This window comes from Pseudaeromonas pectinilytica (assembly GCF_054780855.1).
In genome coordinates, this window is record NZ_BAAGVN010000363.1 from 16,023 (window position 1) to 42,984 (window position 26,962).

Consider the following 26,962-nt stretch of genomic DNA (forward strand, 5'->3'; position numbering starts at 1 on the left):
TTAACCCTATAACTTATTGGGAAAAAGGGAATATAAGCATGAAACAGCAAACCGGCTTTTCATTGATCGAACTGGTGATTGTCATCGTGGTGCTGGGCATTCTTGCCGTCACGGCTCTGCCGCGCTTTCTGGATGTCACCGAAGAGGCGAAAAATGCCAGCGTGGAAGGTGTCTCCGGCGGTTTTGCCACCGGGGTGTTGCTGGTCCGTGCCCAATGGGAGGCCAAGGGGCGTAGCAAAGAGGGGGGCATCAATACCATTCTGTATGATGGCAATCGCTTCTACCTGACCACGCCGACCGATGCGGAAGTGGAAGCTGGATTGATTTCACCGGGCTACCCGATCGATACCAGTTCCAGTGGTTCGGTGGATGTCACTCCGGGCAGCCTGACCTCGGAGCGCTGTCTGTACATCTGGAATGGCCTGCTGCAGAATCCACCCAAGGCGACCAACGATTTTAATTCGGTGGAGACTAGCAAGAATGATTTGAAGTACTATGTCTCCGTGGATGGTTCGGGTAATGATGCGGTATGTCGTTACTATCTGGTCAATGCGCTGAACAAGACCAGTAGCGGTGGTTACGAGGATCCGAACAACCAGACCAATAAGTTCAAGAGTTTCAGCTATCGCCCGGCCTCAGGGCAGGTCGTTACCTATATCAATGATTAAAGACACATCGAAATCCGTAACGTGACGTAAACAGATATCAACTTAAACCGAGACCTTAAAGGAAATTGTTATGAAGCGTAGTGCAGGTTTTACTCTGATCGAATTGGTTATTGTCATCGTGATTCTGGGTATTCTGGCGATCACAGCCGCGCCTAAGTTTTTGAATTTACAGAGTGATGCTCGTAAATCAACGTTGGATGGTGTCAAGGCGGCCATGGAAAGCTCTGCCTCCATCGTTTATTCCAAGGCCGTAATTAAGGGCTTGGAAACATCTTCTGCTGCTGACACGGACGGTATCAAAACTAAATTCGGCTACCCGACAGCGACAAATGATGGTATCGGTGCTGCGATCGATGTATCTACGGGCGATTGGGCCTCAGGAGCCAGTCCTACAGGCAATTGGGCCATTTGGCCTGCCGATCTGGGATCCGGAACTTCAGCGGCTTGTAATGTGACATATTATAAGACACCGAGAACCTCTCGTTCTCGCCCAACAATCAGAGTCAACGATAAGGGCTGCTAAGTCGGTTAAATCTGGTGATCTGATTATGTAACGGGGTGCAGGCGGTAAGCCGCACCCCGTTTTATTTAGGCTACTCCATAGTCTGGATGATAAGGGCGGTATGAAAAAACCGGATGGCTTTACCCTGATTGAGCTGGTGGTGGTGATCCTGCTGCTGGGCATCCTGGCGACCTTTGCCTTGCCAAAATGGCTGGGCAAAGGTGGCTTTGAGGTGCAAACCGCGCGCGATGAGCTGGTAGCTCGCTTGCGACTGGTGCAGATGCACAATATGAATGAGCCGGCGGATCGCTGCAGCTGGTGGCAGGGGGAGAGCGGCCGCTTCGGCCATATCAGCATGATGCCCTGTGGGGCACCACCCGCTATCAGCAGTTGGAGTGCGGCCCAGATCAGTCGTGGCCGAATTGTCACCCTGAGCAGTGGGCTGACGTTGGCGGCGACCGCAGGTTGGAGTGTGCGCTTCGATCGCATGGGGCGCCCGCTCGGCGCTTGCGCCAGTGGCTGCCAGTTGAGTATCAGTGATGGCGGCGAGACGGCTAAGGTGCAGATCAATGCCCAGGGATATGTATATGCGCTCGATTAACGGATTGCGTGGTGCGGGCTTTACCCTGATCGAGCTGGTGATGGGAATAGTGCTGATTGCCATCGCCCTGGGGGGCATGCTGGGGCTGCTCATCAACCAGTCGGCGGAGAGCACCGAGCCGGTGCAGCAGGTGCGGGCGGCACAACTGGCCCAGCGGTTGCTGAATGATATCAGTGCTCGCTCCTTCGATCAGAACTCGGATCATAACGGCAGCCATTGGCGCTGTGGGGAAACCGTCAACGGCATTACCTATGCGACCTGCACCTTGCCGACCGGCTATGGGCCTGATCCGGGCGAGACCAAGCCGTATCTGTTTAACGATGTGGATGACTATCATACCCCGGCGATCTGCAGCCAAGATCTGACCTCCTGCAGCGACAGCTCCTGGGTTGCGGCCAGCTATTTCACCGACAACAGCGTGGCGACGCAGAATGATTACCCCAACTATCGGGTGCAGATTGTCGTCACACCGGGTCCCGGTTGTAGTGCCACTGGGTGCAGCACGGTCAAACTTATTACGGTGACGGTGCAGCTGCCGGATGGTAGTCAGTTGCCGTTTGCGCTGCTACGGGGGAACTACTGATGCAGCAACCTCGCGGCTTTACCCTGATTGAATTAGCGATGGGGCGATCCCGTGGTTTTACACTGATTGAACTGGTGGTGGTGATTCTGCTGCTCGGCGTGATGGTGACTTTCAGCAGTCAGTTTATCGGCAGCAGCACCCAGTTATATGCCGATGCCAGTGCCCGGGAACAGCTGATGAGCGATGTGCGTTTCGGCGTCGAGCGCCTGAATCGAGAGTTGCGCGATGCGGTGCCGGGAACCCTGGTGGTGAGCCCCGATCAGCAGTGCATCAGTTTTTGGCCACTGGCAGCTGTGAGTCGCTATATATCATTGCCGACGACCTCGACCAGCACTGTGACCTTCCTTGTGCCTTTTAGTGGCAGTATCAAGGCGGGGGATTATGCCATTGTCTATCCGGTGGGTTTGAGTACCACACCTCCCTATGGATGCAGTGCCGGAGTCTGCGTGGCGCAAGTGGCCAGCGTACCTGTGGCGGTCGATGGTGATGCGGATCTGCTGACCGCCAGCCTGACCCCGATCCCGCCCGGAACCTCCGCGGTTTTTGCTGCCCCCTCACCGGGACAGCGTATTTTCTTCGCCCGCGAGCAGGTGTCGTTTTGCCGGAATAGCCAGAATCAACTAGTACGGCAAGCAACTGTGCTGGCGAGCAGTAGCAGCAGTAGCGCTCTGATGGCGGAGCATCTGACCAGCGCTCGTTTTTTTCAGGATCCCCAAGCCTTCAATCGCAGCGGTGAGGTAAGCCTGAATTTGAGCTTCACCCAGCGCAGTGAAACCGTGCTGTTTAGCCATCAGGTGGAGGTGAACAATGTGCCCTGAGCGAATGTCCGCCGGTTATTCACAGCGAGGCAGCGCCATCATGGTGGCGCTGTTTGTCATCGTTATTGTTGGTTTGCTGGCCGCGGCGCTGGGGCGTTTGCTGCTGGATAGTGGTGAAAAGGTGACGGTAGAAGTCCTGGGCGTCCGAGCATTGATGGCCGCGCAGAGTGGCGTGGAGCAGGGGCTCTATCAGCTCTATCCGAACGGGGTCTGGCAGGCCGCGACGGCGGATGCCAATGGCAAAACCGGCTGCGATAAGGTGTCCAGCAGCCTGAGTTTCAGCAGCGATGGCTTACGGGGTTGTTCCGCCGCGATTGTCTGTACTTCCTTGTCGGTGACTAGCGGGGCCGTGACCAGCTACCGGCTCGCCAGTACCGGGCGCTGTGATGGTGGTGGCTCCCTGGCCGCCAGTGGCGATAATAATCCAGATTTTACCGTCAGCCGGACGATACAAGCCGAAGCGTTTGATGGGGGGAGTCTACAATGATGCGTTTTTGGAGTGTCAGCTTACTGTCAACTCTGTGTCTGATTAGTCAGCCTATCGGCGCCATGACAATTGATTACGACACTGTATTTCCAACGGTCATTCAGGGCCATACCGATAACATGAGTTCCAACTGCAATTCGGCCAATGCCTCGACGCTGAATATAACAAATAGCTCGCTCATTAAGGGTGGGAATAGTCCGACTCTGAATATCTGCAAGATAAATACACAGAGCAATAATGGCAGCTGTGTGAATAGCAGTGGTGCTGTGGTGGCATGCACGACCAATGGCCAAAACTCGCAAATTCCAGAGTTGACGCTTGATCCATTCCCAGAAAATAACTCTACGTTATCACCTCCAACCATCTCTGATGGTGCTTTTGTCACTCTGGGGGCTGATGGTGTGACGGATTACAACAATATTATGGTAGATAACGCCACTTTAAAATTCAGCTCGGTTAACAGTACCTATAAAATCAAAAACTTATTAGTCCGGAATGGGCAGGCTGTTTTATATTTGGCACCTGGCGATTATTGGATAGAAAATCTTGATTTGGATGGTCGCAAATTATTACTCAGTGAGTCGGGGACAACACGAGTATTTGTAAAGAATTATTTGTCTGTGAAGAATCAAGCAACATTGAATGAAGATAACACGGGTCGCTTGGTCGTTGTTGGTTACAGTAATATTGAATTATTGGGCGGGACTCATAATGGTTATTTTTATGCGAATGATAGGTTTATTCTTCGCAATCAAGCGAAAGTCTATGGGCGAGCTACAGCTAGACATATAGAAGTTTACGATTCGTTTATTACGGACGTCCCCATCGTATTTCCTCCTATATTGGGATGCATTACCGATGACTTTAGCCAGACCCCGCTAAGCGCGAATTGGGCCGCTGCCACGAGTGGCGGCACCTTTATCCCAAGTATTATCGGTGGGCGGTTGCAACTGACTGAGAACAAGACGAATCAAGCGACATCGGTTACTTATCAACGCTTATTCCCGGCGGCTAATAATCTGGTGACCATCGAATTTGACCAAGCGGCTTATGGAGGCAATGGGGCCGATGGTATTGCCATGGTGCTCTCCGATGCCACTGTGACTCCGCAACCCGGCAGTTCGGGAGGGCCTTTGGGATATGGTTATAAGACCAATGCCCCCGGTTTTGCTGGTGGCTGGCTTGGGGTTGGCATTGATGAGTTTGGTAATTTCAGAGCTGAGGGTGGAGATAACAACCAAAAAAGGAAAGCTAATACTGTGTCGATTCGTGGTTCTGGATCCGGATATTCGAAATATCGCTACTTGTTTGGAACTGACACACTAAATCCAACGATTGATAGTGGTTCCAGCTATCCAAACCCTGTTCATCGTTACCGTTTGACAGTTGATTCGCGTACTTCGGGGCAGGCATTGGTGACCATCCAGCGCAATACTGGTTCTGGTTATATCACTCTGATACCAACATTTAATGCTATCGGGCAAACAGACCAAGCCGCTCTTCCGGCCAACTTTTATCTATCTTTTACTGGCTCAACCGGTGGATCGCATAATATTCACGAGTTGGATAATGTGCGTATTTGCGCCATCACCTCCAATCCGGTTGGTAAACAGATTGACCATTTCGAGTTTGACCACTCAGGACAGGCGTTGACCTGTAATCCAGAGGAAATGACCATCCGCGCCTGCGCCAATGCCAGCTGCTCGGCGCTGGTCACGGATACAGTCACAGCGGTGCTGAGCCCGTCAAGTCTGCCTGATGGGGTTTGGACAGTTGGGAGTAGCGTTACCTTTACGGGAGGCTCGACCAAGGTCTATTTGCGTAAGACCACAGCAGGCAGCACCACCATTGGCGTCACCAGTTCAACACCGTCAACCAAGCCCTTGAGCAAGACACTTTGCCGGGCAGGAAGCAGTGCCCTGAGTGAAGCCAACTGCACCCTGACCTTTGCTGATAGTGGTTTTGTGTTTGATGTGCCGGATACCTACTCCAACCAGCCACAGACGGTGGCGATCAAGGCGGTCAAGAAGAGCGACACGACCCAACAGTGTGTACCTGGGTTCGCCAGTCAAGCCAAGATCATCAAGTTCTGGAGTGGCTACATCAACCCGAGCGCTAATCCTTATAACAGCCAAGTGATGCTTAACAGCAATGTGCTCGGCACCAGCCAGGCGAGTGCGACATCCGTTTCGCTCCAGTTCGATGCGCAGGGGCAGTCGAGCATCAGCGTCAATTATCCCGATGCCGGCCAAGTGCAACTGGATGCCCGTTATGATGGCTCTGGCGATGAGAGCGGCCTGGTGATGAATGGTAGTGATCAGTTTGTCGCCCGCCCGGTCGGGCTCTGCATTACCACCTCCGGTGGTCAGTGTCAGAGCAACTATGCCAACTGTTCGGTATTTAAAAAGGCAGGGGAGACCTTCCCCCTGCAGATCCAGGCGGTGGGATGGGCGTCAGCTAATGATGCCGATATCTGTGCGGGCAATATCGCAACCCCCAACTTTGCTCTTAACAATATTGCCTTGGGAAGCACATTGGTGGCACCCAACCCCGGCACCAATGCAACGGTAGGCAAAGCCAGCTATGACCATGCGCCTGCCGCCGATGGCCGCAACAGTGTCGATCAGTCTGTCAGCGAGGTGGGAGTATTCAAGATGACGGCCACCCCGCCGATCAATGGTTACATCGGCTATACCATTCCTCCGGCCAGTAGCGCATCCGTTGGGCGCTTTACCCCTTATGACTTTGCCCTCAGTAATGGCCATGTGACCGCCGGCTGTGGCAGCTTCAGCTATATGGGCCAGCCCATGCCGACCAGCTTTACCGTGACGGCTCGTAATAGCAATGGGGGGACGACGCGGAATTATCACGATGAGTTTGCTCTGGGGTTGATGTCGTTGGTGGCCGAAAATGGCGACAACGGGGTGTCATTGAGTTCACGACTGAGTGGTCTTAGCGGATTAAGCTGGCAGGCCGGACTGTTCACTACCCCCGATAACTATGCGGTCTCGTTTGCCCGGAATACGCCGCCCGATGGCCCCTCTAGCCAACTGGCGATTGGAGTCAGCGTGGATGATCCGGACGATATACCGCTACTGAACCGGGATATGAATGTTCTCACCAGCGGCAGTTGTGGCGGCTCGTGTAGCGCTGTGCGGATCTCCACCCAGGATCTGCGTCATGGTCGCCTGAGCGTGAGTTCGGGACGCGCCGCCGTGGATAGCGCCCTGGCCTTGCCCTTGATGATGGAGATCTATACCGGTAGTGGTTGGCAACGCAATGTCGAGGATGCCTGTACCCAGCTCGACTTACAGGCCAGTGGCGGCTTTGTGTTTGATCGCAGTTATGACTCCAATGAGGCGCAACTGACGCTGATTGATAACAGCGCCACCTCGCGGTTAGCGCTGGCTACCAGCCGTGATACGCCGACAGGGCAACCCACCAGCGCCACGGCCCAGGCCGGTTATATCTGGCTGCATTTTTCTGCCCCGGGGATCAGCGATCGGGTCAACTACCAGCTGGATCTGAGCAAACAACCCAAGCAACCGAGCTGGTTGAGCTTTGACTGGAATGGGGATGGCGTCACGACCGTGTCGGATATGGGGGGCTGGGCATTCTTCAATCAATGGCGTAGCAGCGATCGGGTGATCTACCGACGTGAAGTCCTGAATTAATTCAGGGCTCTGATTCGGATCTCACGCGGATCTTAATCGGACTCTATCGACCATCATTCGGGCCAGTGCGCAGCACTGGCCCGACATTTTTGATGGTTCCATCATTTATGCACCACCACAGTCCTCCGGCCGGATGTTTACTTGCCCAATGCCCCCCGGGTTGGTAAAGTTAGCCGGTTTTTACCCAGTCTCAACTTCCAGGATCCCCCGCTACCATGTTCAAGAATCTCAGAGGCTTGTTTTCCAACGATCTGTCGATCGATTTGGGTACTGCCAACACGCTGATCTACGTTAAAGGCAAAGGCATAGTGCTGAATGAGCCGTCTGTGGTTGCCATTCGTCAGGAACGTGGCGGTAACGCCAAGTCTGTGGCGGCGGTTGGCCATGCGGCCAAACTGATGCTGGGTCGTACTCCAGGCAATATCGCCGCCATTCGTCCGATGAAGGACGGGGTGATCGCCGATTTCTACGTCACCGAAAAGATGCTGCAGCACTTCATTAAGCAGGTGCATGACAACAACTTCCTGCGTCCGAGTCCGCGTGTGCTGGTTTGCGTACCCTGTGGCTCCACCCAGGTTGAACGCCGTGCCATCAAGGAATCGGCCCAAGGTGCCGGGGCGCGTGAAGTCTATCTGATCGACGAGCCGATGGCCGCAGCCATTGGCGCCGGTCTGCCGGTCTCTGAAGCGACCGGCTCCATGGTGGTGGATATCGGCGGTGGTACCACCGAAGTGGCCATCATCTCCCTGAACGGTGTGGTTTACTCCTCTTCCGTGCGCATCGGTGGTGACAAGTTCGATGAAGCCATCATCAGTTATGTGCGCCGCAATTACGGTAGCCTGATTGGTGAAGCCACGGCCGAGCGCATCAAGCACGAGATCGGCTCCGCCTATCCGGGCGATGAAGTGCGCGAGATTGAAGTGCGTGGCCGTAACCTGGCCGAAGGGGTACCGCGCAGCTTTACCCTGAACTCCAACGAAATCCTCGAAGCGCTGCAAGAGCCGTTGACCGGGATCGTCAGTGCCGTCATGGTGGCGCTGGAGCAATCGCCGCCCGAACTGGCTTCCGATATCTCCGAGCGTGGCATGGTGCTGACTGGTGGTGGTGCTCTGTTGCGGGATCTGGACCGTCTGCTGATGGAAGAGACCGGCATCCCTGTGGTGGTGGCGGAAGATCCACTGACCTGCGTGGCCCGCGGTGGTGGCCGAGCCCTCGAGCTCATCGGCATGCACGGCGGCGATCTGTTCCACTACGAATAATCTTGAAGCCGGCCCCTTGCGGGCCGGTTTCGTATGACGGACAGCATGAATCCAATTTTTGGCCGGGGCCTCTCCCTGCAACTCCGACTCTTTCTGGCTGTGCTGCTCTCGGTAGCGGGCATAGTGGCCGATGCCCGTTTCCATTTGTTCAATGGCGTGCGCATCTATATGGATTCGGTGGTCAGCCCGCTGATCTATCTGGCGAATACGCCGCGGCAATTAGCCGATGGGGTCAACGAGCAGTTACAGTCGCGCAGCCAGCTTCAGGAGTCCAACCAGAAGCTGGAGGAGCAACTGTTTCTGCTGCGCAGTGATTTGTTGCGTCTGAATCAGCTGACCCAGGAGAACGAACGGCTGCGTGGTTTGCTGGGATCGCCGATTCAGGCGGACTCCCGCAAGATGGTGGCCGAGATCCTGGCGGTCGATTCGGATCCCTTCGTGCACAAGGTGATCATCGACCGGGGCGAACGCAACGGTGTGTATGAAGGACAACCCGTGGTTAACGACCAGGGGGTGGTGGGTCAGGTGGTCAGTGTGGCCAAGACTACCAGCCGGGTTTTGCTGATCACCGACTTGAGTCATGCCTTACCGGTACGAGTCATGCGTAATGATATCCGCGCCATTGCCAGTGGTTCGGGCAGTCTGGATGAGCTGAACTTGAAGAATATTCCGCGCAGTGCCGATCTGCAGCAGGGGGATCTGCTGGTGACCTCCGGTCTGGGCGGGCGTTTTCCGATGGGGTATCCGGTGGCCAAGATCACCCGCTTCTCCTACGAAGAGGGCAAGCCCTTTGCCGAGGTAAAGGCGGAGCCACTCGCCGCGCTGGATCGCTTGCGTTATCTGTTGCTGTTGTGGCCGGCGCCGATCAGTGATGCCGCTTCGGCGGCCGCTGTATTGCCGCCCGCGGCCAGCGCAGCGGCTGCCACCACAGGGCAAGCCGTGACCAAGCCGAATGCCGTCCCATCGACTCGTAAGGCCGGACCTGGCGCTGCCAGAACGACTCCGCGTTCGTCGCCCCAGCCTGCCCATGGAGGCGCAGTAATCCAATGAATCTGACTGGACATGGCATTGGCTCTATCTATCTGACGATCTTGCTGGCGCTGCTGCTGTCGATCTTGCCGATGCCGGCGTTGCTGGATACCTATCGTCCGGATTGGGTGGCACTGGTGGTGCTCTACTGGGTGATCGCCTTACCCCATCGCGTCAATATCGGCACTGCTTGGGTGGCAGGCTTGCTGCTGGATATCCTGCTGGGCTCCACGCTCGGGGTGCGGGCGTTGTCGATGGCCATCATGGCCTATGTGGCGGCGATGCAATTCCAGAAGATCCGCAACTTCTCAGTCTGGCAGCAGGCGATGGTCATCGGCTGCATCAGTCTGCTGGGGCAGTTGTCGGTGTTTTGGGCGGAACATTTGTTTGGTATGGCGTCACTCAACTACCGGCTGTTCTGGGCCTCATTAAGTACCACCTTGCTCTGGCCATGGACCTTTCTTTCCTTGCGCAAATTGCGCCGTAAATTCCGTATCCGCTGATGACTCCTGCCTCTGCTCCCCGTCTCTATCTGGCCTCGGCCTCTCCCCGGCGGCGTGAGTTGCTGGCGCAGCTGGGATATCCATTCGATGTGCTGATCCTCGATGTGCCGGAAGAAAAGTCGCCGGCCGAAAGCGCGGCCGACTATGCCCGACGACTGGCCCAGGCCAAGGCGCTGGCCGGTTGGCACAGCTGCGGTGGGCGTTTACCGGTGCTGGGCGCCGATACCATAGTGGTGCTGGATGAGCAGGTGCTGGAAAAACCCCGTGATCAACAAGATGCCGAACGCATGCTGACGGCGCTTTCCGGGCGTCAGCATCAGGTCATGACGGCGGTCGCGGTTGCAGGCGCGACGGGAGTTTCCGTCACCTTGGTGACCACTGAGGTCACGTTCCGGGTATTATCTGCCAAAGAGATCACCGAATACTGGCACACTGGGGAGCCGGCCGATAAGGCGGGTTCTTATGGCATTCAGGGTCTGGCAGGGAAATTTGTCAGTCGCATCGAAGGCAGTTACACCGCCGTGGTGGGCTTGCCGTTGTTGGAAACTGATCTGCTGCTACAACAATACCTATAAGCAGGCAAGGAGACCCAAAGTGTCAACCGAACTTCTGGTAAACGTGACGCCGTCGGAGACTCGGGTTGCCCTGGTCGAGCACGGTATTCTGCAAGAGGTGCATATTGAACGTCAGGCCAAGCGCGGGCAGGTGGGCAATATCTACAAAGGCAAGATCAGTCGGGTGCTGCCCGGCATGCAGGCGGCGTTTGTCGATATCGGCATGGAGAAGGCCGCCTTTTTGCACGCCTCGGACATAGTGCCTCATACCGAATGCGTCGATGTACGGGAGAAGGAACACTTTCAGGTCGGTAACATTGCCGAGCTGGTACGCCAGGGCCAGGACATCATGGTCCAGGTGGTCAAAGATCCTATCAGTACCAAGGGCGCTCGTCTGACCACGGATATCACGCTGCCCTCCCGTTATCTGGTCTTCATGCCCGGCAGTTCCCATGTCGGGGTTTCGCAACGCATCGAGAGTGAAACCGAACGGGAACGACTAAAAAATATTGTCTCCCGGCAGGTGGATCATCTGGGCGGCTTTATCGTCCGTACCGCCGCCGAAGGGGTGGGTGAGCGGGAGTTGGAGCAAGATACCCAGTTTCTCAAACGGCTGTGGAGCAAGGTGCTGGAGCGCCGCTTGCGCAACAAACCCTGCAGCATGTTGTATGAGGATCTGAGCCTGGCTTTCCGCATCCTGCGCGATTTTGTCGGCACCGAGCTGGACAAGATCCGCGTCGACTCCCGCCAGACGTTCGAGCAGTTGAAGCTCTTCACCGAAGAGTTTGTTCCCGAGATGGTGAATAAACTGGAGTACTACTCCGGCGACTCGCCGATCTTCGATCTCTACGATGTGGAAAATGAAATCCAGCGGGCGCTAGAGCGCAAGGTCGAGCTGAAGTCCGGTGGCTACCTCATCATCGATCAGACCGAGGCGATGACCACCATCGACATCAATACCGGTGCCTTTGTTGGCCATCGCAATCTGGAAGAGACCATCTTCAACACCAATGTCGAGGCCACGGCGGCGATTGCCCGGCAACTGCGGCTGCGCAATCTCGGCGGCATCATCATCATCGATTTCATCGACATGCAATCCGAGGATCACCGGCGGCGGGTGCTGCAGAGCCTGGAGCAGGCGCTGTCCCGGGATCGAGCCAAGACCGGCGTGAACGGTTTCTCCCATCTGGGACTCGTGGAGATGACCCGCAAACGCACCCGCGAGAGCCTGGAGCATGTACTCTGCTCCGAATGTCCCGAGTGCAAGGGGCGGGGCCGGGTCAAGACCGTGGAGTCGGTCTGTTACGAAATCCTGCGCGAGATCCTGCGCGTGAATCGCGCCTACGATGCCGATCAGTTTGTGGTCTATGCCGCCTTACAGGTAGCGGAAGCCTTGCATGTCGAAGAGTCCCATAGTCTGGCGGAGCTGGAAGTGTTCATCGGCAAGCAAGTCAAGGTGCATGCGGAGCCGCTCTACAGTCAGGAACAATTTGATGTGGTGATGATGTAAGTGCTGCGGCGCACCCTGTTCCATACCTGGCGCCTGGCCGCCCTGTTGCTGTTACTGCTCGCCTTGCTGGTCAGCGGCGCGCGCTTCGGGGTGCCCTGGTTGCAGGCGCAACGTCAGGCGTTGCTCGATTGGCTGGTGGCCGATCCGGCTCTGAGCAGCCAGGTTGCCAGTTTAGGTGCGCGGTGGACCGACTTTGGTCCGGCGATCACCCTGCAGGGGCTCGAGTTGCGACAGAAACGCGATGAGCCATGGCAGCTAACCGTCGCGGAAGCCACCCTGCAACTGGATCTGTGGCAGAGCCTCAGCCAGCAGCAGTGGGTGATTGGCGAGCTGCAATTCCAGGGCGTGGAGATGATCCTGCCCCGGCGCCTGTTGAGCGCCCAGGGTGAGAGCGCGAGCTCGGCCCATGACTGGCAGCCCCTGAGTCGCCTGTTGCTGGGCGGGCTCAAGCAATTTGAGTTGCGCGATAGTCATCTGGTGGTGCGTTCCTCGCTCGGCGATTTGGGGTCATTGAATATCAGTCGCCTGCGTTGGCAGAACCAGGGGACGCGGCATCGTGGCGATGGCGAGCTGGTATTTCAACACAATGGCCTGACACACCAGATCCGCCTGATCGCCGATTTTCGTGGTCCCGCCGATACCCCTGCAGCCCTCAATGGCCAGCTCTATCTGGCCAGTAACAGTCAGCGCCAGGTTGCCGCAGGCGGCGATGCCCAGCATGCCAACTTGAGTGGTCAACTGGGCTTCGAGTTCTGGCTGGAGCGGCAAGCCAATGACTGGCAGTTGGGGCTGCTGAAGCTGGCGGATAATCAACTGCAGTGGCAACAGGGCAACCGCCGCCATCAGATTGGCTTGCGTGGTGGCTTGGTGCAGTGGCAGCGCTTGGGCCAGGGGTGGCAGTTGGCCAGTCATGACCTGCAGGTGCAGGGGGATGGTGCCGACTGGGGTCCCTGGCGCATGCAGCTGGATTCCCAAGCGGGTATCCTGAGTGGCCGGATCGATCCCGTCAGCCTCCCAGCCATCACGCCGGTGCTGGCATTATTGGCGGGTGAACGCAGTGTCGCTGGGGAAGCCCTGAGCAGCATGAAGCCGACCGGTACCCTGCAACAGCTGGCCTTCGAGCGCCGGGAGCAGGATGGTGAATGGCAATTATCCGGGCACTTGCAGGCATTGGGCTGGCAGCGCTGGGAGATGGTTCCCGGCCTACGAGATGTCAACGGCGCTTTTACGCTGGATGCACAAGGCGGGCGGGTGGATGTACAGCTCGGCGCCCAATCGGTTCAGGTTGGCCCCTACTTTCCGGCGGATATTCCATTGACCAGCCTGAATGGCCAACTGCAGTGGCAGCAGACGGCAGAAGGCTGGCAAGTCTCGGGTCAACAACTGCATCTGGTGACTCCGGCGTTGCAAGCCGATACCGATTTCCGCCTCGAGCTTCCTCACTCGGCCACCCCCTATCTGGCGCTCTTGACTCAGGTTGATCTGGACGATGCATCCCAGGCTTGGCGCTATTACCCTCGGCTGGCGATGGGCCAGGGGCTCACCGATTACCTGCGGGCCGCCTTGCAAGGCGGTAAAGCGCAAGGGGCCACAGTGCTGTGGGATGGCCCCCTGGCCGAGTTCCCCTATCACCAGGGGAGCGGTATCTTTCAGGCTTGGGTGCCGCTGCGCCACACCACCTTTCAGTTTGATCCCGCCTGGCTGCCGCTGAAGGAGATGTCGCTGGATCTCCTGTTTCAGAACGACACCCTAGAGATGCGCAGTAACGCGGCGCGTCTGGGGGACGCCCGCACGGATCATATTCATGCCTGGTTTCCGACTCTGGAGCCCCATAGCCGGCTCCATATCAATGCCGATATTCAGGGCGAGGCCAAGGCGGTTAGCGCCTATCTGCAGCAGTCCGGGGTCAAGGATTCGGTGGGTGCGGCATTACAACAGTTACAACTGAGCAAACCGCTGACCGGCGATCTGCAACTGGTGATCCCGGTGGATGGCGATCCGGTCCAGGTGCTCGGGCATGTGCAATTCGCGGGTAATGCACTGAAGGTGGTGCCACTGGAGCTGGCGCTAACCCAGTTAGATGGCGAACTGTTCTTTACCGAGGCGGAAACCCGCTTTAACGGTTTGCAGGCCGAGCTTTGGGGACAACCCATGCGCATCGATTATCAGGGCGCACTGCAGGATACCAGCTACCAGGTGCAACTAGGGGTGCAGGGGCGCTGGAGTCAAGCCCGGGCGCAAGGTCTGTCGGCGGGCTGGCAACGGACCTTCAAGGGCCAGACGCAGTGGCAAGGTTCGGTTGCATTGCAGCTGCATCCGGATAGTCGCTATGACTATCAGGCGCAATGGCAGAGTGACCTCAAAGGACTGGCGTTGACCTGGCCCGCTCCCTACACCAAGAGCGCCAACCAATCGCTACCGCTACGGGTTACGGCGCGCGGCAGCCAGAGCGCCTCGACATTGCGCGCTGACTGGCAAAATGGCCTGCAGTTTGTGGGACAACTGGATCACCTGAAACATCAGTTCAGTCGTTTCTGGATCAGCAACCAATCGACGCTCGATACCCTGACCCCGCCGGCACCTGTGAGTCTGGATTTGAAATTCGAGCAGTTGGATGCCGATGCCTGGCAGGCGTGGTGGCAACAGTTGGGACAGCCGGTGGATGGTGCCACCTTGAATCATGCCGGTAGCTGGTTGCCGCCGACACAGAGCGCCCAGGTTCAGGGTCAGCAGCTGACCCTGGCATCCCAACCCTGGGATAAGTTCAGCCTGCAGATGACCCGGGATGAGCAGGGGGTTCAGGGCAACGTGTTGGCCAATCAGCTCTCGGGCGAGGTGCGTTGGCGGCCGGAGCAGCCGTTGAGCGTCGAGCTGGCGTATCTGCACTGGCGCAATCCGGACTATAACCCGGATGAGTCTGCTTCGAATGCCGAGGAGAAAACCGCCCAGAAGGAGGAGCCGTCTGAGGTGATACCGCCAATCCCCTCGCTGGCCGAGCAGCGTAGCCAGATGGCCCTTTGGCCGGATCTGGATTTCCACTGCCAGCGTTGCCAGCTGGATCATGCCCTGCTGGGGGATGTGCGTGTTGAGGGGCGCCGGGCACCGGATGCGTATCTATTGCCTGCCTTCTCCTTGAAGAATGGTGGCCATAGCGTGCAGGGGCGAGGGAGCTGGCGGCTCAAGCCACCGGCGGGGCAGAGCGACCTGCATCTGACATTAAAGGCCAGCAGCCTGGAGCAGATGACCAAGGATTGGAATTACGGCGCGGGCTTTGGTGGCACGCCCGCAACGGCAGAGCTGGACGTGAGCTGGCAAGGGCCCGTGTCTCAGCCCCATAAGCCGAGTATGAACGGCAGCTTTAAGCTGGAAACCGGGGAGGGGTTATTGCGTAAGCTGGATTCCACCAGTACCCGCCTGCTCTCCATGTTGTCGCTGAATAGTTTGATGCGCCGCCTGAGCCTGGATTTTGGCGACGCCTTTGAAAAAGGCTTCTTCTTCAAGTCGATCACGGCCACCGGCAGCATCCGGCAGGGGGTCGTGCACAACGAGGATTTCGCCTTGCTGGGCGATGCCGGTGATATTGCCGGGCGTGGCAAGCTGGATCTGGTCGGCAAAAAGTTGGATTATCAATTCACCTTTACCCCGCACTTTACCAACGGGGTGTCGCTGGCCACCGCCTTTGCCGTGACGCCAGTGACGGGTATCTATGTTCTGGCGGCTTCCACCTTGCTTTCCCCGGTGATCGATGGCATCACCCGCATCAGCTTTCATCTGGAAGGTCCGCTGGCCTCTCCTCAGGTGACCGAGATCGGTCGGGAGCATGGGCAGTTGCAGAGCATCCCGGCAGATTACAGGAAGGCGTTGTCCCGATGAAGCTAGTGGCAATCCAACTCAATGCTCAGGCCGATTGGTTACTCAACCGGCAACAGATAGCCGACCTGCTGGCGCAGCTGCCGAGCGAGCGTCCCTGTCTGGTGTTGTTGCCGGAAAATTTTGCCTGCCTAGGAACGACGGCGGAGTACCAGCAGATAGCAGAACCGCTGGGTGAAGGACCCATTCAGCAGCAGTTGGCGGATTGGGCCCGACAATGGGGGATCTGGCTGGTGGCCGGTTCCCTGCCGACCCGCGTCGTCGGTGAGACCCGGCTGCATACCAGTTCGCTGGTCTATGCGCCGGACGGAACCTTGCAGGGCCACTATCACAAGTTGCATCTGTTCGATGTGGATGTGGCGGATGGACATGGTCAGTACCGGGAATCCGCCAGTTTCGCCCCTGGTGAGAGATGGCAAGTGGTGGCGTCACCTTTTGGTGGCCTCGGGCTCTCCATCTGCTACGATGTGCGCTTTCCCGAACTGTATCGCCAGTTGCGCGTGGCAGGTGCCGATATTCTGCTGGTGCCCGCAGCTTTTACCTATGTAACCGGTCAGGCCCATTGGCTGGCCTTGCTTCGTGCCCGGGCCATTGAAAACCAGTGCTATGTGCTGGCTGCCAATCAGTGTGGGGTTCATGGCGGTGGTCGCCAGACGTGGGGGCATTCGGTGATTATCGACCCTTGGGGTCAGGTGCTGGCGGAAGCCGGACATGAGAGCGGCGTGATCCAGGCCGAGCTGGATCTTCAATTTCTGAACAAGATCCGTGGCGATATGCCGGTGTTGGCCCATACCCGGTTGCGTGATGGATGGAGAGAACCCGAGTGATGTTGTTGAAACAAGTTTCCGAGCGCCTGTTGTTACCCCACGAACTGGATGAAGCCATGCTGGCGCGTATGTTGCGCCAGCTGATGAGCCATAAGGTCGACTTCGGCGATCTCTATTTCCAGAGCAGTTATCACGAATCCTGGGTGCTGGAAGATGGCATCGTCAAGGACGGTAGCTACAACATCGATCAGGGGGTGGGTGTCCGGGCCATCAGTGGCGAGAAAACCGGTTTTGCCTACTCCGATGAAATCAGTATTCATGCCCTGAGCCAGGCGGTGATCGCTGCTCGTGGTATTGCCCACAGCGGTGGCGATGGCGACATCAAAATCTGGCAGCCGGGGAATGTGCCTGCCTTGTATGCGCCGATTGATCCGCTGGGGACTCTGGATAAACAGCAAAAAATCAGTCTGCTGGAGCAAATGGATCGTTTTGCCCGGACTCTGGATCCGGCAGTTACTCAGGTAATCGCCTCCTTGTCTGGTGTCTATGAAGAGGTGCTGGTAGCGGCGACGGATGGCACTCTGAGTGCCGATATCCGCCCCCTGGTGCGCCTGAATTGTAGCGTGCTGGTGGAGCGCAATGGCCGTCGGGAACGGGGCAGTTCAGGTGGTGGTGGCCGCTTCGGTTATGACTACTTCTTCGATCCGGTTGCCGGCGAGATGCGGGCTCTGGGTTATGTCCGCGAGGCGGTGCGGCAGGCGCTGGTCAATATCGAAGCGGTCGATGCTCCGGCGGGGACCATGCCGGTGGTGTTGGGGCCGGGTTGGCCGGGTGTCTTGTTGCATGAGGCGGTCGGTCACGGTCTGGAAGGGGATTTCAACCGCAAGGGCTCCTCGGCGTTTGCCGGTAAGATTGGCCAGCGGGTGGCTTCCGAGCACTGTACCATTGTCGATGATGGCACTCTGCCGGGACGTCGCGGCTCGGTCAGCATCGATGATGAAGGCACTCCCGGTCAATACAATGTGCTGATTGAGAACGGCATCCTCAAGGGCTACATCCAGGACAAGATGAATGCCCGCCTGATGGGTGTGGCGCCGACCGGCAATGGCCGTCGCGAATCCTATGCTCATCTGCCGATGCCGCGGATGACCAATACCTACATGCTGGCGGGCCAGTACGATCCGGCCGAGATCATCGCCTCGGTGAAGAAGGGCATCTATGCCCCCAATTTTGGTGGCGGTCAGGTGGATATCACCTCGGGCAAATTTGTGTTCTCGGCCTCGGAAGCCTATCTGATCGAGGATGGCAAGATCACCGCGCCGCTCAAGGGCACGACTCTGATCGGTAACGGACCGGAAGCCATGCAGCAAGTCTCCATGGTGGGACGGGATCTGGCGCTGGATGCCGGCGTCGGCGTCTGTGGCAAGGAGGGGCAGAGCGTGCCGGTAGGCGTTGGGCAACCGACCCTGAAGCTGGACCTGATGACGGTCGGCGGCACCCGGTAACCTTCAGTTCCGGTATGCGGATAACCCAGCAAAAAGGGCGGATAGAATCCGCCCTTTTTGCATTGCATCGCTTGATGCTGAAGCCCTTTAGATAATGGCTTCGAGCTCGCTGCGCAGATACTGGAACAGCTCGCGGTATGCGGCAGGCGGCTTGTTATCCAGGCGCTCTTTTTTGGCCTGGCGCACCAGCTGGCGCAGCTTCTGTCGATCCAGCTCGTGGAACTTGCCCAGCAGTTCGTTGATGGCGTCATCGCCTTGCTCGATCAGGCGCTCGCGCAGCTGCTCCAGCTTGTGCATGCGCGCATTGCCGATGACATGGCGGCTACGGATCACCTCCAGCGCTTGTTCGATTTCGGTGGTGTCACGGCTACGCATCAGGCGGCCGATAAACTGCATATGGCGACGCCAGGCTTCCCGTTTCCCCTTGAGGCGGTGGGCCAAGGCGATGGCTTCCTGCAACGATTCATCGAGCGGAACCTTGACCAACTCGGTCGGTTTCAGATTGACCAGCTCCTCGCCCAAGGCTTGCAGTGCCTCCGAGTCGCGCTTCATCTGGGTCTTGCTTGGGCCTTCGTCTTCCCACTCGTCATCGTGGGTTCCATCAAATTGATTCTGCATGGCGATTCTATTTCCAGTTCACATATTGAATATGTTACCAGCTTCTCCCGTTGATTGCTGGGCTGTGATAGGCTGGGCCGCTAACGAAGATGAGACAATATGACTATGGATCTGCAGCAGCAAGTACGCCAGGAACAGACACGGCTGGAGGCGGTGGTCGCTGACGCGCTGGCCATTGCCCGGCAGCTGGGCGCCGACAGTGCCGAAGTATCAATCAGCAAACAGACCGGCCTCTCGGTGAATACCCGAGGCGGCGAGGTCGAGAGCATCGAATTCAATAAAGATGGCGCGCTGGGCATCGCTGTCTACCGGGATGGTCGCAAAGGTTCCTCTTCCACCACCGATCTGGGGCCACTGGCGGTGCGCAGTGCCGTGGAAGCGGCACTGGAAATCTCCCGGCACACGGCTGCCGACCCCTACTCGGGACTCGCGGATGCCGAATGGCTGGCCTGGGATGTTCCCGATCTGGACTTGTTACACCCCATTGAGCCGGATCCGGACTATGGCCTGGAACTGGCGCGGCGCTGTGAATTGCATGCGCTGGGGTTGGATTCACGAATCAAGCAGTCCGATGGTGCCGGATTCAGCAGTCATCATGGCATCAAGGTGTATGGCAATAGTCATGGTTTCGTCAAAGGCTATGCTGGCTCCCGTCATTCCTTGAGCTGTGTGCTGATCGGCGAACAAGACGGCGAGATGCAACGGGATTATGGCTACTCCTCCTGTCGTGCCATCCATGACCTGTGGACCCCGGAGCGTATCGCCGAAGAAGCCGTCGAGCGGACCGTTTCCCGCCTGGGTGCGCGCAAGATAGGCACTGCGACCCTGCCGGTGCTGTTCAATGCCGATACCGCTTCCGGGCTCTTTGGCCATCTGGTGTCCGCCATCGGTGGCGGCAACCTGTACCGCAAATCCTCCTTCTTGCTGGACTCCTTGGGGCAGCAGATTTTCCCGGATTGGTTGCGGATTGACGAACAGGCGTTGCTGCCCTGCGGTCTGGCCAGCGCCCCCTTTGATGCCGAAGGAGTTCGGACCCGGGATCAGGCGATCATCGATGCTGGCCGTCTGCAGACCTATCTGCTGACCACTTACTCGGGTCGCAAACTGGGAATGGCTTCGACCGGTCATGCTGGCGGCATCCACAACTGGTTGGTGACCGGCCAAGGTCAGAGCCAGCAGGAATTGCTGCGGCAGATGGGAACCGGCCTGCTTATCACCGAGTTGATGGGGCAGGGGGTCAATGTGGTCACCGGTGATTATTCCCGCGGTGCGGCTGGCTTCTGGGTCGAGAATGGCGAAATTGCCTATCCGGTGGAAGAGATCACCATCGCCGGTAATCTCAAGGATATGTTCCGGAATATGCTGGCCGTCGGTCGTGATTGGGACAGCCGCTCCAGTCTGCGCACCGGCTCCATCCTGCTCGAGCAGATGAAGATTGCCGGCAACTAGTTGCCAAGGATCCCGAATAGAGGAAGCGATCGATGAAACTGTTGAATCATTTGTTTGCCCAAAACCGAACCTGGGCAGAAAAGATCAAGGCGGAAGACCCTCGTTTCTTTGAGAAACTCAGCGCTCAGCAGGCGCCTGAGTATCTCTGGATCGGGTGCTCCGATAGCCGGGTACCGGCCAATGAACTGCTGGGCTTGCTGCCGGGCGATGTGTTTGTGCATCGCAACGTGGCCAATCTGGTGATCCATACCGACTTCAATTGTTTGTCGGTGATCCAGTACGCGATTGATGTGCTGAAGGTCAAACACATCATCGTCTGTGGTCACTACCGCTGTGGCGGTGTGATTGCGGCCATGGGCAATGCCGAACAGGGCTTGATCGACAACTGGCTGCGCAATATCAAAGATATCCGCTTCAAGTATCAGGAGCAGCTGGAAGCCATGGGATCGCTGGAAGAGCAGCAAGACTTCATGTGTGAACTGAACGTGCTGGAACAGGTGGCCAACGTCTGTTACACGACGATTGTACAGAATGCCTGGAAGCGTGGTCAGGAGCTGGCGGTACACGGCTGGATCTATGGCTTGCAGGATGGCTTGTTGCGGGATCTCGGCGTCACGGTGAGCGCCATCGATCAGGTGCCGGATGTCTATCGCTCCTCCCGGGAGATCGCCACCCAGTATCACAATCAGGAGCAGGGCAAGGATTAGCAGATCTGGGGGCTATGGCTCTGTGACCCAGCATGAAAAGAGGCGCCGTGAGGCGCCTCTTTTGATTGGCTCGAGGGTTGCGACTTAGAAGTCGTAACGGGCAGCCAGTTGGTAGTCATTTTCGACTGCTTCGGCCTTGGTGTCGCTCTTGGCATCCAGACCTTGCATGCGGTATTCACCGATGACGCGCAGTGACTTGTTGAACTTGTACTGGGCACCGAAGGTGTAGTAATCGACGGTGTCGGTCTTGGTGCCAGTGGTCTCGGATTCTTGCTTGTCATACACGGCCATCAGACCGAAACCGTTGGCGAAGTTGTAACCCAGGGCTGCTTCGATACCGGTGTGGTCGGTCCCTGTGGCCAGGAAGTCGGTACCATCGGCATAGTTCAGTGCAGCGTAGATGGACTTGTTGTCGAACATCACACCAACCAGTGCCAGCTTGGCATCATTTTCACCCGCCTTGTCGCGAGTACCGACGTTGTAACCGGCACCGAAGCCCAGACCGTTGGCCAGGGTGTAGGAGGCGGAGACACCGTAAGCCGCATCGGCGGAAGAGCTGGTTTTCTCTTCGGTGGTGTTGCCATCAAACTTGTAAGAGGCTTCACCCTTGAAGCCACCGAAGGTGCCGGAGTACTTCAGCAGATCCGAGGATCGACCGGTACCGAACTTGTCAGCACCATGGCCGAGAGCGTCGGCACCGTAACCGTCAGCCAGCGCGACGTCGGTCCAGTCAGCGACTTGAGAAACCGCGCCTTTTTGACGACCGAAAGTGACTTGACCCCAGTTGTCAGACTTCACACCAGCGAATGCCAGACGGGTACGGATCTTGTCATCGGTACAGGTGGTGGTGTGAGCGCCATCGGTAGCTTCGGTGGTGGCACAAGAGACGTTGTTGATCTTCTCGCTGTCACCGATATTGAACTGGGCTTCATATTGGCCCACAGCTTTCATGGTGCCGGTGATGGCGCTGTCCGCCTTGACGCCAAAGCGGATAAATTGGTTGGCTCCCACCTTGGCACTGTAGTCTTCGGTGCCGCTCTTCTTTTCGCCGAAGAACTGACCAGCGTAGATACGACCATACATGTCCAGAGCCATCTGTTCGTTCTTGTATACATCGGCAGCCTGAGCGGCAGAAGTGGCGGCCAGCAGGGCTACAGCAACAGCAGTCAACTTTTTCATCAATCATTCCTTGTATCGGGCAATTTTTGTTTTGCGAGGGTGGTCAACGAGGGCCATGCTAGGAGTCGGGCGTGACGGTTTTGTTACTCATTGATGAAGTTTTTATGTTGGCGGAACTTTGTGGTGACCGTGAAAGACCTGACGATCTGCGTCATATGGTGATTCCGGCAGGCAAAGGTTTTTCTGTGGTGGTAAAATGCCGCCGTTTTGACGAATCCCCCGGACAATCCACAGGTAAATGCAGCTATGAGACGTGAACTGGCGATCGAATTTTCCCGAGTAACAGAGGCAGCCGCCCTAGCAGGCTACAAATGGCTTGGCCGTGGTGACAAGAATGTGGCCGATGGTGCTGCCGTCGAGGCGATGCGGCTGGTCTTGAACCAGGTAGAAATCGATGGCGAGATCGTGATCGGCGAAGGCGAGATCGACGAGGCACCGATGCTCTATATTGGTGAAAAAGTCGGTTGCGGCGGTGATGCCGTGGATATCGCCGTTGACCCGATCGATGGTACCCGCATGACGGCCATGGGCCAGGCCAATGCCGTGGCGGTATTGGCGGCGGCGGACAAAGGGGGCTTCATGTGCTCCCCTGATATGTATATGGAAAAACTGATCGTCGGCTACAAGGCCAAGGGCGCCATCGATTTGAATAAGCCGCTGGTGGACAACATTCATGCCGTGGCGGCTGCGCTGGACAAACCGATTAGCCGGCTCACTGTGATCACCCTGGCCAAGCCTCGGCATGATGAGGCCATCCGCCAGATGCAACAGATGGGGGTGCGGGTGTTTGCCATTCCTGATGGTGATGTTGCCGCGTCCGTGCTGACCTGCCTGCCAGATAATGAAGTCGATATGCTGTATTGCATCGGCGGTGCTCCGGAGGGTGTGGTTTCTGCCGCAGTGGTTCGGGCGCTGGATGGCGACATGCAAGGTCGGCTGCTACCCCGCCACAAGGTGAAAGGGAATACTGAAGAGAATCGCATCCTGGGTGCCGATGAGCTGGCGCGTTGCGCCAAGATGGGCGTCGAAGCCGAAGTGGTGCTCAAGCTGGAAGATATGGTGCGCACCGACAACGTCATCATTTCGGTCACCGGCATCACCAAGGGTGACCTGCTGGAAGGGATTACCAGTGACGGTACTCTGGCGACCACCGAAACCCTGCTGATCCGTGGCAAGTCGCGGACCATCCGCCGCATCAGTTCCACCCATTATCTGGATCGCAAGGATCAGCGGCTGCGCGATATCATTCTTTAATGTTGTCCTGCTGAATCGCCGCGGGGGCATCCCCGAATCGAGTAGAGAATGCCGCTCATCACCGATGAGCGGCATTTTTATAGGCTCTATCCCAGTTACCTGTTGTGAATCAAGATGAATGGAGTCTGGACGAAAAGCAGACCGTTGGTGGCAGGGATGCCGCCATCGAGTCTACACGGATGTATTTACGACGTGTCTGCGGCTCGTACAGACTCCAGTCACACCTGAGTCGTACCTCTCAACACATAACGGGTAAACAGCCATTTTTATAGGTGCCTGTCACTCGTTTTGACGGTCGGCTAACCAGGATCTTCGCCATTTATTCACGGTCATAGATCCAGATCGCGGTATCGCCATGGGAATGTCATGGCCTCGTCACATTGTTCTCTTAGCATGTTCGGCATTGCACAGCTGTGCAATCGAATAGCAAGGAGAGCTGTTTACCGTGAATACCCTGACCTGCCGACCCATGCCGTGGCGCACTCATCTACTGATGCTGCGTTACCGCTGGTACGGATTGACTCAGTCTCCGACCACGCTGTTCGGACTACTGCTGGCGCTGTTGTTTCTGTACGTCATAGCCGTCCCGGTCGGTTCCCTGCTGCTGGATGGGATCCAGGTACAGTTTGGCGATGAACGTCGTATCGGAGCATTGACCGGTGATTGGACCGCTTACTATCTGCTCCGCACCCTGAACTCACCCGTCGCCGATACCATGTTCTGGCAACCGCTCTGGCACACCCTGCGGGTGGCCTCAGGAGTTATTCTGTTGTCGCTGACGTTGGGGAGCCTCCTGGCCTGGCTGGTGACGCGCAGTAATCTCCGGGGGCGGGCCTGGTTTGCCACCGCCCTGATCGTTCCCTACATGCTACCCGCCTGGACCTTCGCCATGGCATGGACCACCTTGTTTCGTAACCGGAGCGTTGGCGGTCAGCAAGGCTGGCTGGAGGCGATGGGGATGTCGCCTCCAGACTGGCTGGCCTATGGTGAACTACCCATCATCCTGATCCTGACGCTGAACTATATCCCGTTTGTGATCCTGTTATTTGGCAACGCGTTACGCCGATTCGATGCGCAGCTGGAAGATTCGGCCCGTATTCTGGGCGCCAACTCCCTGACGGTGGTGTGGCGCATCCTGTTGCCCCTGATGTTGCCGTCTCTTCTGTCAGCCTGCGTACTGATCTTCGCCAAGGTCCTGGGGGAATTTGGCGTCTCTTACCTACTGGGGCTTCCGGTCAACTACACAGTTCTGTCGACTTCGCTGTTCCGTAGCATAGAGCTACGGCAAACGGGAGTGGCGGCCGTGGTGGCCTGCGCCATCATGCTGCTGGGCGTGGTGTCCCTGTTGCTGGATGCCACTCTGCTCAAGGAGGCTCGCAAGTTTGTGACTGTGAGCGGCAAGAGCGGCTTGCTCCGTCAGCAGGATCTTGGTCGCTGGCAGTGGCCCGCGTTAGGGCTGGTCAGCGGGGTGTTCATTGTTTCGGTGCTGTTGCCTCTGTGCGTCTTGCTGCTGTCGACTCTGATGCGGGTGCCGGGGGATTTCTCGGTGGCGAATTTCACCCTCGACTTCTGGATAGGCGATCACCTCGATTCGGTCGCCGAGACTAGTGGCGTGCTATTGAGCCCGAACTTGTGGCGTGCGGCCTGGAATACGCTCTGGATCGTCGGTGTTGCAGCGATCAGTGCTGGAGTGCTCGGGCTGTTGGTCGGTTATGTGGTGGTGCGGACGCCATTTGGCTGGCTGGCGTTACTGTTGCGACAAGTGACCTTCTTCCCCTATCTGGTGCCCGGCATTGCCTTTGCGGCGGCCTATCTGTCGCTGTTTGCTGAGCCTCGAGGGCCTCTACCAGCCCTATATGGCACTGTCACCTTGCTGATACTGGCATTGATCGCGGACGAGATGCCCTACGCCTCCCGCGCCGGTATCTCGTCCATGATGCAATTGGGTAAGGAGCCGGAAGAGGCGGCGCAGATGGCGGGTGCAGGCTGGTGGCGTCGGCTGTTATGTATTGTCATGCCCATCCAGAAAGGTGCTCTGGTGACGGGCATCCTGCTGCCTTTTATCTCGGGTATCAATGGGTTGAGTCTGTTTGTGATGCTGGCGGTTCCTTCGACGGATGTGCTGACCACCTATGCGCTGCGGCTCATTGATCACAACTATCTGCAAGCGGCGAATGCCGTGGTGTTGCTGGTTTGCCTGCTGGCTTTCACGGGCACCCTGCTGGCCCAAAAATTGACCCGGACCAATCTGGCACAAGGAGTCGGAAACTGATGCCGAATATTCAACTTTCCCATGTCTGCAAGCGTTACGACCAAGGTGCCCAGTTCGCGGTCAAGGCGCTGGATCTGACCATAGCCGCCGGGGAGTTCATGTGTCTACTCGGGCCGTCCGGTTGCGGCAAGAGCACGACTTTACGGATGATCGCCGGACTCGAGCATGCCAGTAGCGGCGAAATCCGCCTCGGTGAACGCATCGTTGACTCGGTACAGGCCGGTCGCTTCATCGCCGCCGAGAAGCGCAATCTGGGACTGGTGTTCCAAAGCTATGCTCTGTGGCCGCATCTGACGGTGGCGCAGAACATCGAGTTTGGCCTCAAGCTACGCAAGATCCCTCGGGCGGAGCACGAGCAGATCCTGCTGTCGGTCATGACCACCCTCGGCATTGCTGTCTATCGCGATCGCTATCCCTCGCAGCTATCGGGTGGTCAGCAGCAACGGGTTGCTCTGGCCCGGACTCTGGCGGTGAATCCGCAGATCCTGTTGTTGGATGAACCCTTGTCGAATCTGGATGCTCGTCTGCGCCTGGAGATGAGAACCGAGCTTAAGCGGATCCATCAGCAGTATGGGACAACCATGCTGTTTGTTACCCATGACCAATGGGAGGCGATGGCACTAGCAACACGGATTGCCGTGATGAAGGACGGGGAGTTGCAGCAGGTCGGCACCCCTCACGAAATTTATGCTCGTCCGGCTAACCGTTTCGTGGCCGAATTTGTCGGCACACCGCCAATCAACATCATCGAGCTGGCTCAACATTCTCTGGTGACCGAACTCTTGTTCCCCTACTTGCGTAGCCTGGGGGGCGATATGGCGCAAATTGCTGCCGTCGGCATCCGTCCGGAACGCATTCAGGTTGGCCCTGGTAACTCGGCAAACGAACCTCGGCCCTTGCAACTCAAGGCCCGACTCGAGAGCGTGCTGCCCACCGGGGGAAGCTGGATCCTCGAGGTCAGCGTTGCGGGCCAACGCCTGTTGCTGAATACCCAGAATGTCCCCGCATACCGCGAAGGCGATCTTCTGAATTTGACGATTGCCGCGGACGATCTGCACCTGTTTGATTCCCACGGTGAGCGTCGGGAACTGCCGGTTTCTGGAGAGACTATCCAAACCCTTGCCCACAATCCGTTCCGTTATCAGGAGTGAAT

The 26,962-nt window shown here is 57.4% G+C and carries 23 protein-coding genes; 21 read left to right on the plus strand and 2 right to left on the minus strand.

Annotation, left to right across the window (positions count from 1 at the left end):
- Positions 1-38: 38 nt before the first annotated feature.
- The 15 genes from ACYVG7_RS21205 (at position 39) to tldD (ending at position 18,330) form a co-directional block, all read left to right on the plus strand.
- Complete coding sequence (locus ACYVG7_RS21205; RefSeq protein WP_460885096.1) at positions 39-668, plus strand: prepilin-type N-terminal cleavage/methylation domain-containing protein; 630 nt, start codon at positions 39-41, stop codon at positions 666-668.
- A 70-nt stretch (positions 669-738) separates the two neighbouring features.
- Complete coding sequence (locus ACYVG7_RS21210) at positions 739-1,191, plus strand: type II secretion system protein (protein ID WP_460885097.1); 453 nt, start codon at positions 739-741, stop codon at positions 1,189-1,191.
- A gap of 100 nt (positions 1,192-1,291) precedes the next feature.
- Positions 1,292-1,771: a prepilin-type N-terminal cleavage/methylation domain-containing protein gene (locus ACYVG7_RS21215; RefSeq protein WP_460885098.1), complete on the plus strand. Its 480-nt coding sequence runs from the start codon at positions 1,292-1,294 to the stop codon at positions 1,769-1,771.
- Entirely contained in the window at positions 1,758-2,354 is a 597-nt protein-coding gene (locus ACYVG7_RS21220; RefSeq protein WP_460885099.1) for a prepilin-type N-terminal cleavage/methylation domain-containing protein, read from the plus strand. Before ACYVG7_RS21215 ends, ACYVG7_RS21220 begins: the two co-directional genes overlap by 14 nt.
- A 38-nt stretch (positions 2,355-2,392) precedes the next feature.
- Positions 2,393-3,172 (plus strand): prepilin-type N-terminal cleavage/methylation domain-containing protein, encoded by a 780-nt coding sequence (locus tag ACYVG7_RS21225; protein ID WP_460885198.1) that lies wholly within the window; start codon positions 2,393-2,395, stop codon positions 3,170-3,172.
- Positions 3,162-3,659: an MSHA biogenesis protein MshP gene (locus ACYVG7_RS21230; protein ID WP_460885100.1), complete on the plus strand. Its 498-nt coding sequence runs from the start codon at positions 3,162-3,164 to the stop codon at positions 3,657-3,659. The genes ACYVG7_RS21225 and ACYVG7_RS21230 overlap by 11 nt, the downstream gene beginning before the upstream one ends.
- A 1,571-nt stretch (positions 3,660-5,230) precedes the next feature.
- Positions 5,231-7,333, plus strand: coding sequence for a DUF6701 domain-containing protein (locus ACYVG7_RS21235; RefSeq protein WP_460885101.1), 2,103 nt, complete (start codon positions 5,231-5,233; stop codon positions 7,331-7,333).
- Between the two features lie 215 nt (positions 7,334-7,548).
- Positions 7,549-8,592, plus strand: a complete 1,044-nt coding sequence (locus tag ACYVG7_RS21240; RefSeq protein WP_460885102.1) for a rod shape-determining protein — start codon at positions 7,549-7,551, stop codon at positions 8,590-8,592.
- A 45-nt stretch (positions 8,593-8,637) separates the two neighbouring features.
- Positions 8,638-9,642 carry a rod shape-determining protein MreC gene (gene mreC / locus ACYVG7_RS21245; protein WP_460885103.1) on the plus strand — a complete coding sequence of 335 codons (1,005 nt, stop codon included), beginning with the start codon at positions 8,638-8,640 and terminating at the stop codon, positions 9,640-9,642.
- Positions 9,639-10,124, plus strand: a complete 486-nt coding sequence (gene mreD, locus ACYVG7_RS21250; RefSeq protein WP_460885104.1) for a rod shape-determining protein MreD — start codon at positions 9,639-9,641, stop codon at positions 10,122-10,124. The genes mreC and mreD overlap by 4 nt, the downstream gene beginning before the upstream one ends.
- Positions 10,124-10,699, plus strand: coding sequence for a Maf family protein (locus tag ACYVG7_RS21255; RefSeq protein WP_460885105.1), 576 nt, complete (start codon positions 10,124-10,126; stop codon positions 10,697-10,699). Before mreD ends, ACYVG7_RS21255 begins: the two co-directional genes overlap by 1 nt.
- A 19-nt stretch (positions 10,700-10,718) precedes the next feature.
- Positions 10,719-12,188: a ribonuclease G gene (rng, locus tag ACYVG7_RS21260; protein WP_460885106.1), complete on the plus strand. Its 1,470-nt coding sequence runs from the start codon at positions 10,719-10,721 to the stop codon at positions 12,186-12,188.
- Positions 12,189-16,061 carry a YhdP family protein gene (locus ACYVG7_RS21265; RefSeq protein ID WP_460885107.1) on the plus strand — a complete coding sequence of 1,291 codons (3,873 nt, stop codon included), beginning with the start codon at positions 12,189-12,191 and terminating at the stop codon, positions 16,059-16,061.
- The gene (locus ACYVG7_RS21270; RefSeq protein ID WP_460885108.1) at positions 16,058-16,885 is read left to right on the plus strand and encodes a carbon-nitrogen hydrolase family protein; all 828 of its coding nucleotides are present in this window, start codon (positions 16,058-16,060) and stop codon (positions 16,883-16,885) included. The genes ACYVG7_RS21265 and ACYVG7_RS21270 overlap by 4 nt, the downstream gene beginning before the upstream one ends.
- A complete protein-coding gene (gene tldD / locus ACYVG7_RS21275; RefSeq protein ID WP_460885109.1) occupies positions 16,882-18,330 on the plus strand; it encodes a metalloprotease TldD in 1,449 nt (482 codons plus the stop codon). The genes ACYVG7_RS21270 and tldD overlap by 4 nt, the downstream gene beginning before the upstream one ends.
- Positions 18,331-18,417: 87 nt before the next feature.
- Here tldD and yjgA read toward each other — a convergent pair whose 3' ends face one another.
- Complete coding sequence (gene yjgA / locus ACYVG7_RS21280; RefSeq protein ID WP_460885110.1) at positions 18,418-18,948, minus strand: ribosome biogenesis factor YjgA; 531 nt, start codon at positions 18,946-18,948, stop codon at positions 18,418-18,420.
- A gap of 105 nt (positions 18,949-19,053) precedes the next feature.
- On the opposite strand from yjgA, the gene pmbA reads away from it, so the two are divergent.
- Both pmbA and can read left to right on the plus strand, forming a co-directional pair.
- Positions 19,054-20,397, plus strand: a complete 1,344-nt coding sequence (pmbA, locus tag ACYVG7_RS21285) for a metalloprotease PmbA (RefSeq protein WP_460885199.1) — start codon at positions 19,054-19,056, stop codon at positions 20,395-20,397.
- A gap of 32 nt (positions 20,398-20,429) precedes the next feature.
- The gene (gene can / locus ACYVG7_RS21290) at positions 20,430-21,104 is read left to right on the plus strand and encodes a carbonate dehydratase (RefSeq protein WP_460885111.1); all 675 of its coding nucleotides are present in this window, start codon (positions 20,430-20,432) and stop codon (positions 21,102-21,104) included.
- Positions 21,105-21,188: 84 nt separating this feature from the next.
- On the opposite strand, the gene ACYVG7_RS21295 is transcribed toward can, so the two are convergent.
- Complete coding sequence (locus ACYVG7_RS21295; protein WP_460885112.1) at positions 21,189-22,283, minus strand: porin; 1,095 nt, start codon at positions 22,281-22,283, stop codon at positions 21,189-21,191.
- Positions 22,284-22,354: 71 nt separating this feature from the next.
- Between ACYVG7_RS21295 and ACYVG7_RS21300 the strand changes: the two genes are divergently transcribed.
- The 4 genes from ACYVG7_RS21300 to ACYVG7_RS21315 all read left to right on the plus strand — a co-directional run bounded on the left by ACYVG7_RS21300 (position 22,355) and on the right by ACYVG7_RS21315 (position 26,960).
- Entirely contained in the window at positions 22,355-22,540 is a 186-nt protein-coding gene (locus ACYVG7_RS21300) for a hypothetical protein (protein ID WP_460885113.1), read from the plus strand.
- Positions 22,530-23,537: a class II fructose-bisphosphatase gene (glpX, locus tag ACYVG7_RS21305; RefSeq protein ID WP_460885114.1), complete on the plus strand. Its 1,008-nt coding sequence runs from the start codon at positions 22,530-22,532 to the stop codon at positions 23,535-23,537. The genes ACYVG7_RS21300 and glpX overlap by 11 nt, the downstream gene beginning before the upstream one ends.
- A gap of 445 nt (positions 23,538-23,982) precedes the next feature.
- On the plus strand, positions 23,983-25,809 hold the full coding sequence (locus ACYVG7_RS21310; RefSeq protein ID WP_460885115.1) for an ABC transporter permease: 1,827 nt from the start codon (positions 23,983-23,985) through the stop codon (positions 25,807-25,809).
- Positions 25,809-26,960, plus strand: coding sequence for an ABC transporter ATP-binding protein (locus ACYVG7_RS21315; RefSeq protein WP_460885116.1), 1,152 nt, complete (start codon positions 25,809-25,811; stop codon positions 26,958-26,960). The genes ACYVG7_RS21310 and ACYVG7_RS21315 overlap by 1 nt, the downstream gene beginning before the upstream one ends.
- Positions 26,961-26,962 lie beyond the last annotated feature (2 nt).

Coding starts and splice junctions, on each gene's coding strand:
- ACYVG7_RS21205 (WP_460885096.1), top strand. CDS start 39: ATGAAACAGCAAACCGGCTTTTCATTGATCGAACTGGTGATTGTCATC.
- ACYVG7_RS21210 (WP_460885097.1), top strand. CDS start 739: ATGAAGCGTAGTGCAGGTTTTACTCTGATCGAATTGGTTATTGTCATC.
- ACYVG7_RS21215 (WP_460885098.1), top strand. CDS start 1,292: ATGAAAAAACCGGATGGCTTTACCCTGATTGAGCTGGTGGTGGTGATC.
- ACYVG7_RS21220 (WP_460885099.1), top strand. CDS start 1,758: ATGCGCTCGATTAACGGATTGCGTGGTGCGGGCTTTACCCTGATCGAG.
- ACYVG7_RS21225 (WP_460885198.1), top strand. CDS start 2,393: ATGGGGCGATCCCGTGGTTTTACACTGATTGAACTGGTGGTGGTGATT.
- ACYVG7_RS21230 (WP_460885100.1), top strand. CDS start 3,162: ATGTGCCCTGAGCGAATGTCCGCCGGTTATTCACAGCGAGGCAGCGCC.
- ACYVG7_RS21240 (WP_460885102.1), top strand. CDS start 7,549: ATGTTCAAGAATCTCAGAGGCTTGTTTTCCAACGATCTGTCGATCGAT.
- mreC (WP_460885103.1), top strand. CDS start 8,638: ATGAATCCAATTTTTGGCCGGGGCCTCTCCCTGCAACTCCGACTCTTT.
- mreD (WP_460885104.1), top strand. CDS start 9,639: ATGAATCTGACTGGACATGGCATTGGCTCTATCTATCTGACGATCTTG.
- ACYVG7_RS21255 (WP_460885105.1), top strand. CDS start 10,124: ATGACTCCTGCCTCTGCTCCCCGTCTCTATCTGGCCTCGGCCTCTCCC.
- ACYVG7_RS21270 (WP_460885108.1), top strand. CDS start 16,058: ATGAAGCTAGTGGCAATCCAACTCAATGCTCAGGCCGATTGGTTACTC.
- yjgA (WP_460885110.1), bottom strand. CDS start 18,948: ATGCAGAATCAATTTGATGGAACCCACGATGACGAGTGGGAAGACGAA.
- pmbA (WP_460885199.1), top strand. CDS start 19,054: ATGGATCTGCAGCAGCAAGTACGCCAGGAACAGACACGGCTGGAGGCG.
- can (WP_460885111.1), top strand. CDS start 20,430: ATGAAACTGTTGAATCATTTGTTTGCCCAAAACCGAACCTGGGCAGAA.
- ACYVG7_RS21295 (WP_460885112.1), bottom strand. CDS start 22,283: ATGAAAAAGTTGACTGCTGTTGCTGTAGCCCTGCTGGCCGCCACTTCT.
- glpX (WP_460885114.1), top strand. CDS start 22,530: ATGAGACGTGAACTGGCGATCGAATTTTCCCGAGTAACAGAGGCAGCC.
- ACYVG7_RS21315 (WP_460885116.1), top strand. CDS start 25,809: ATGCCGAATATTCAACTTTCCCATGTCTGCAAGCGTTACGACCAAGGT.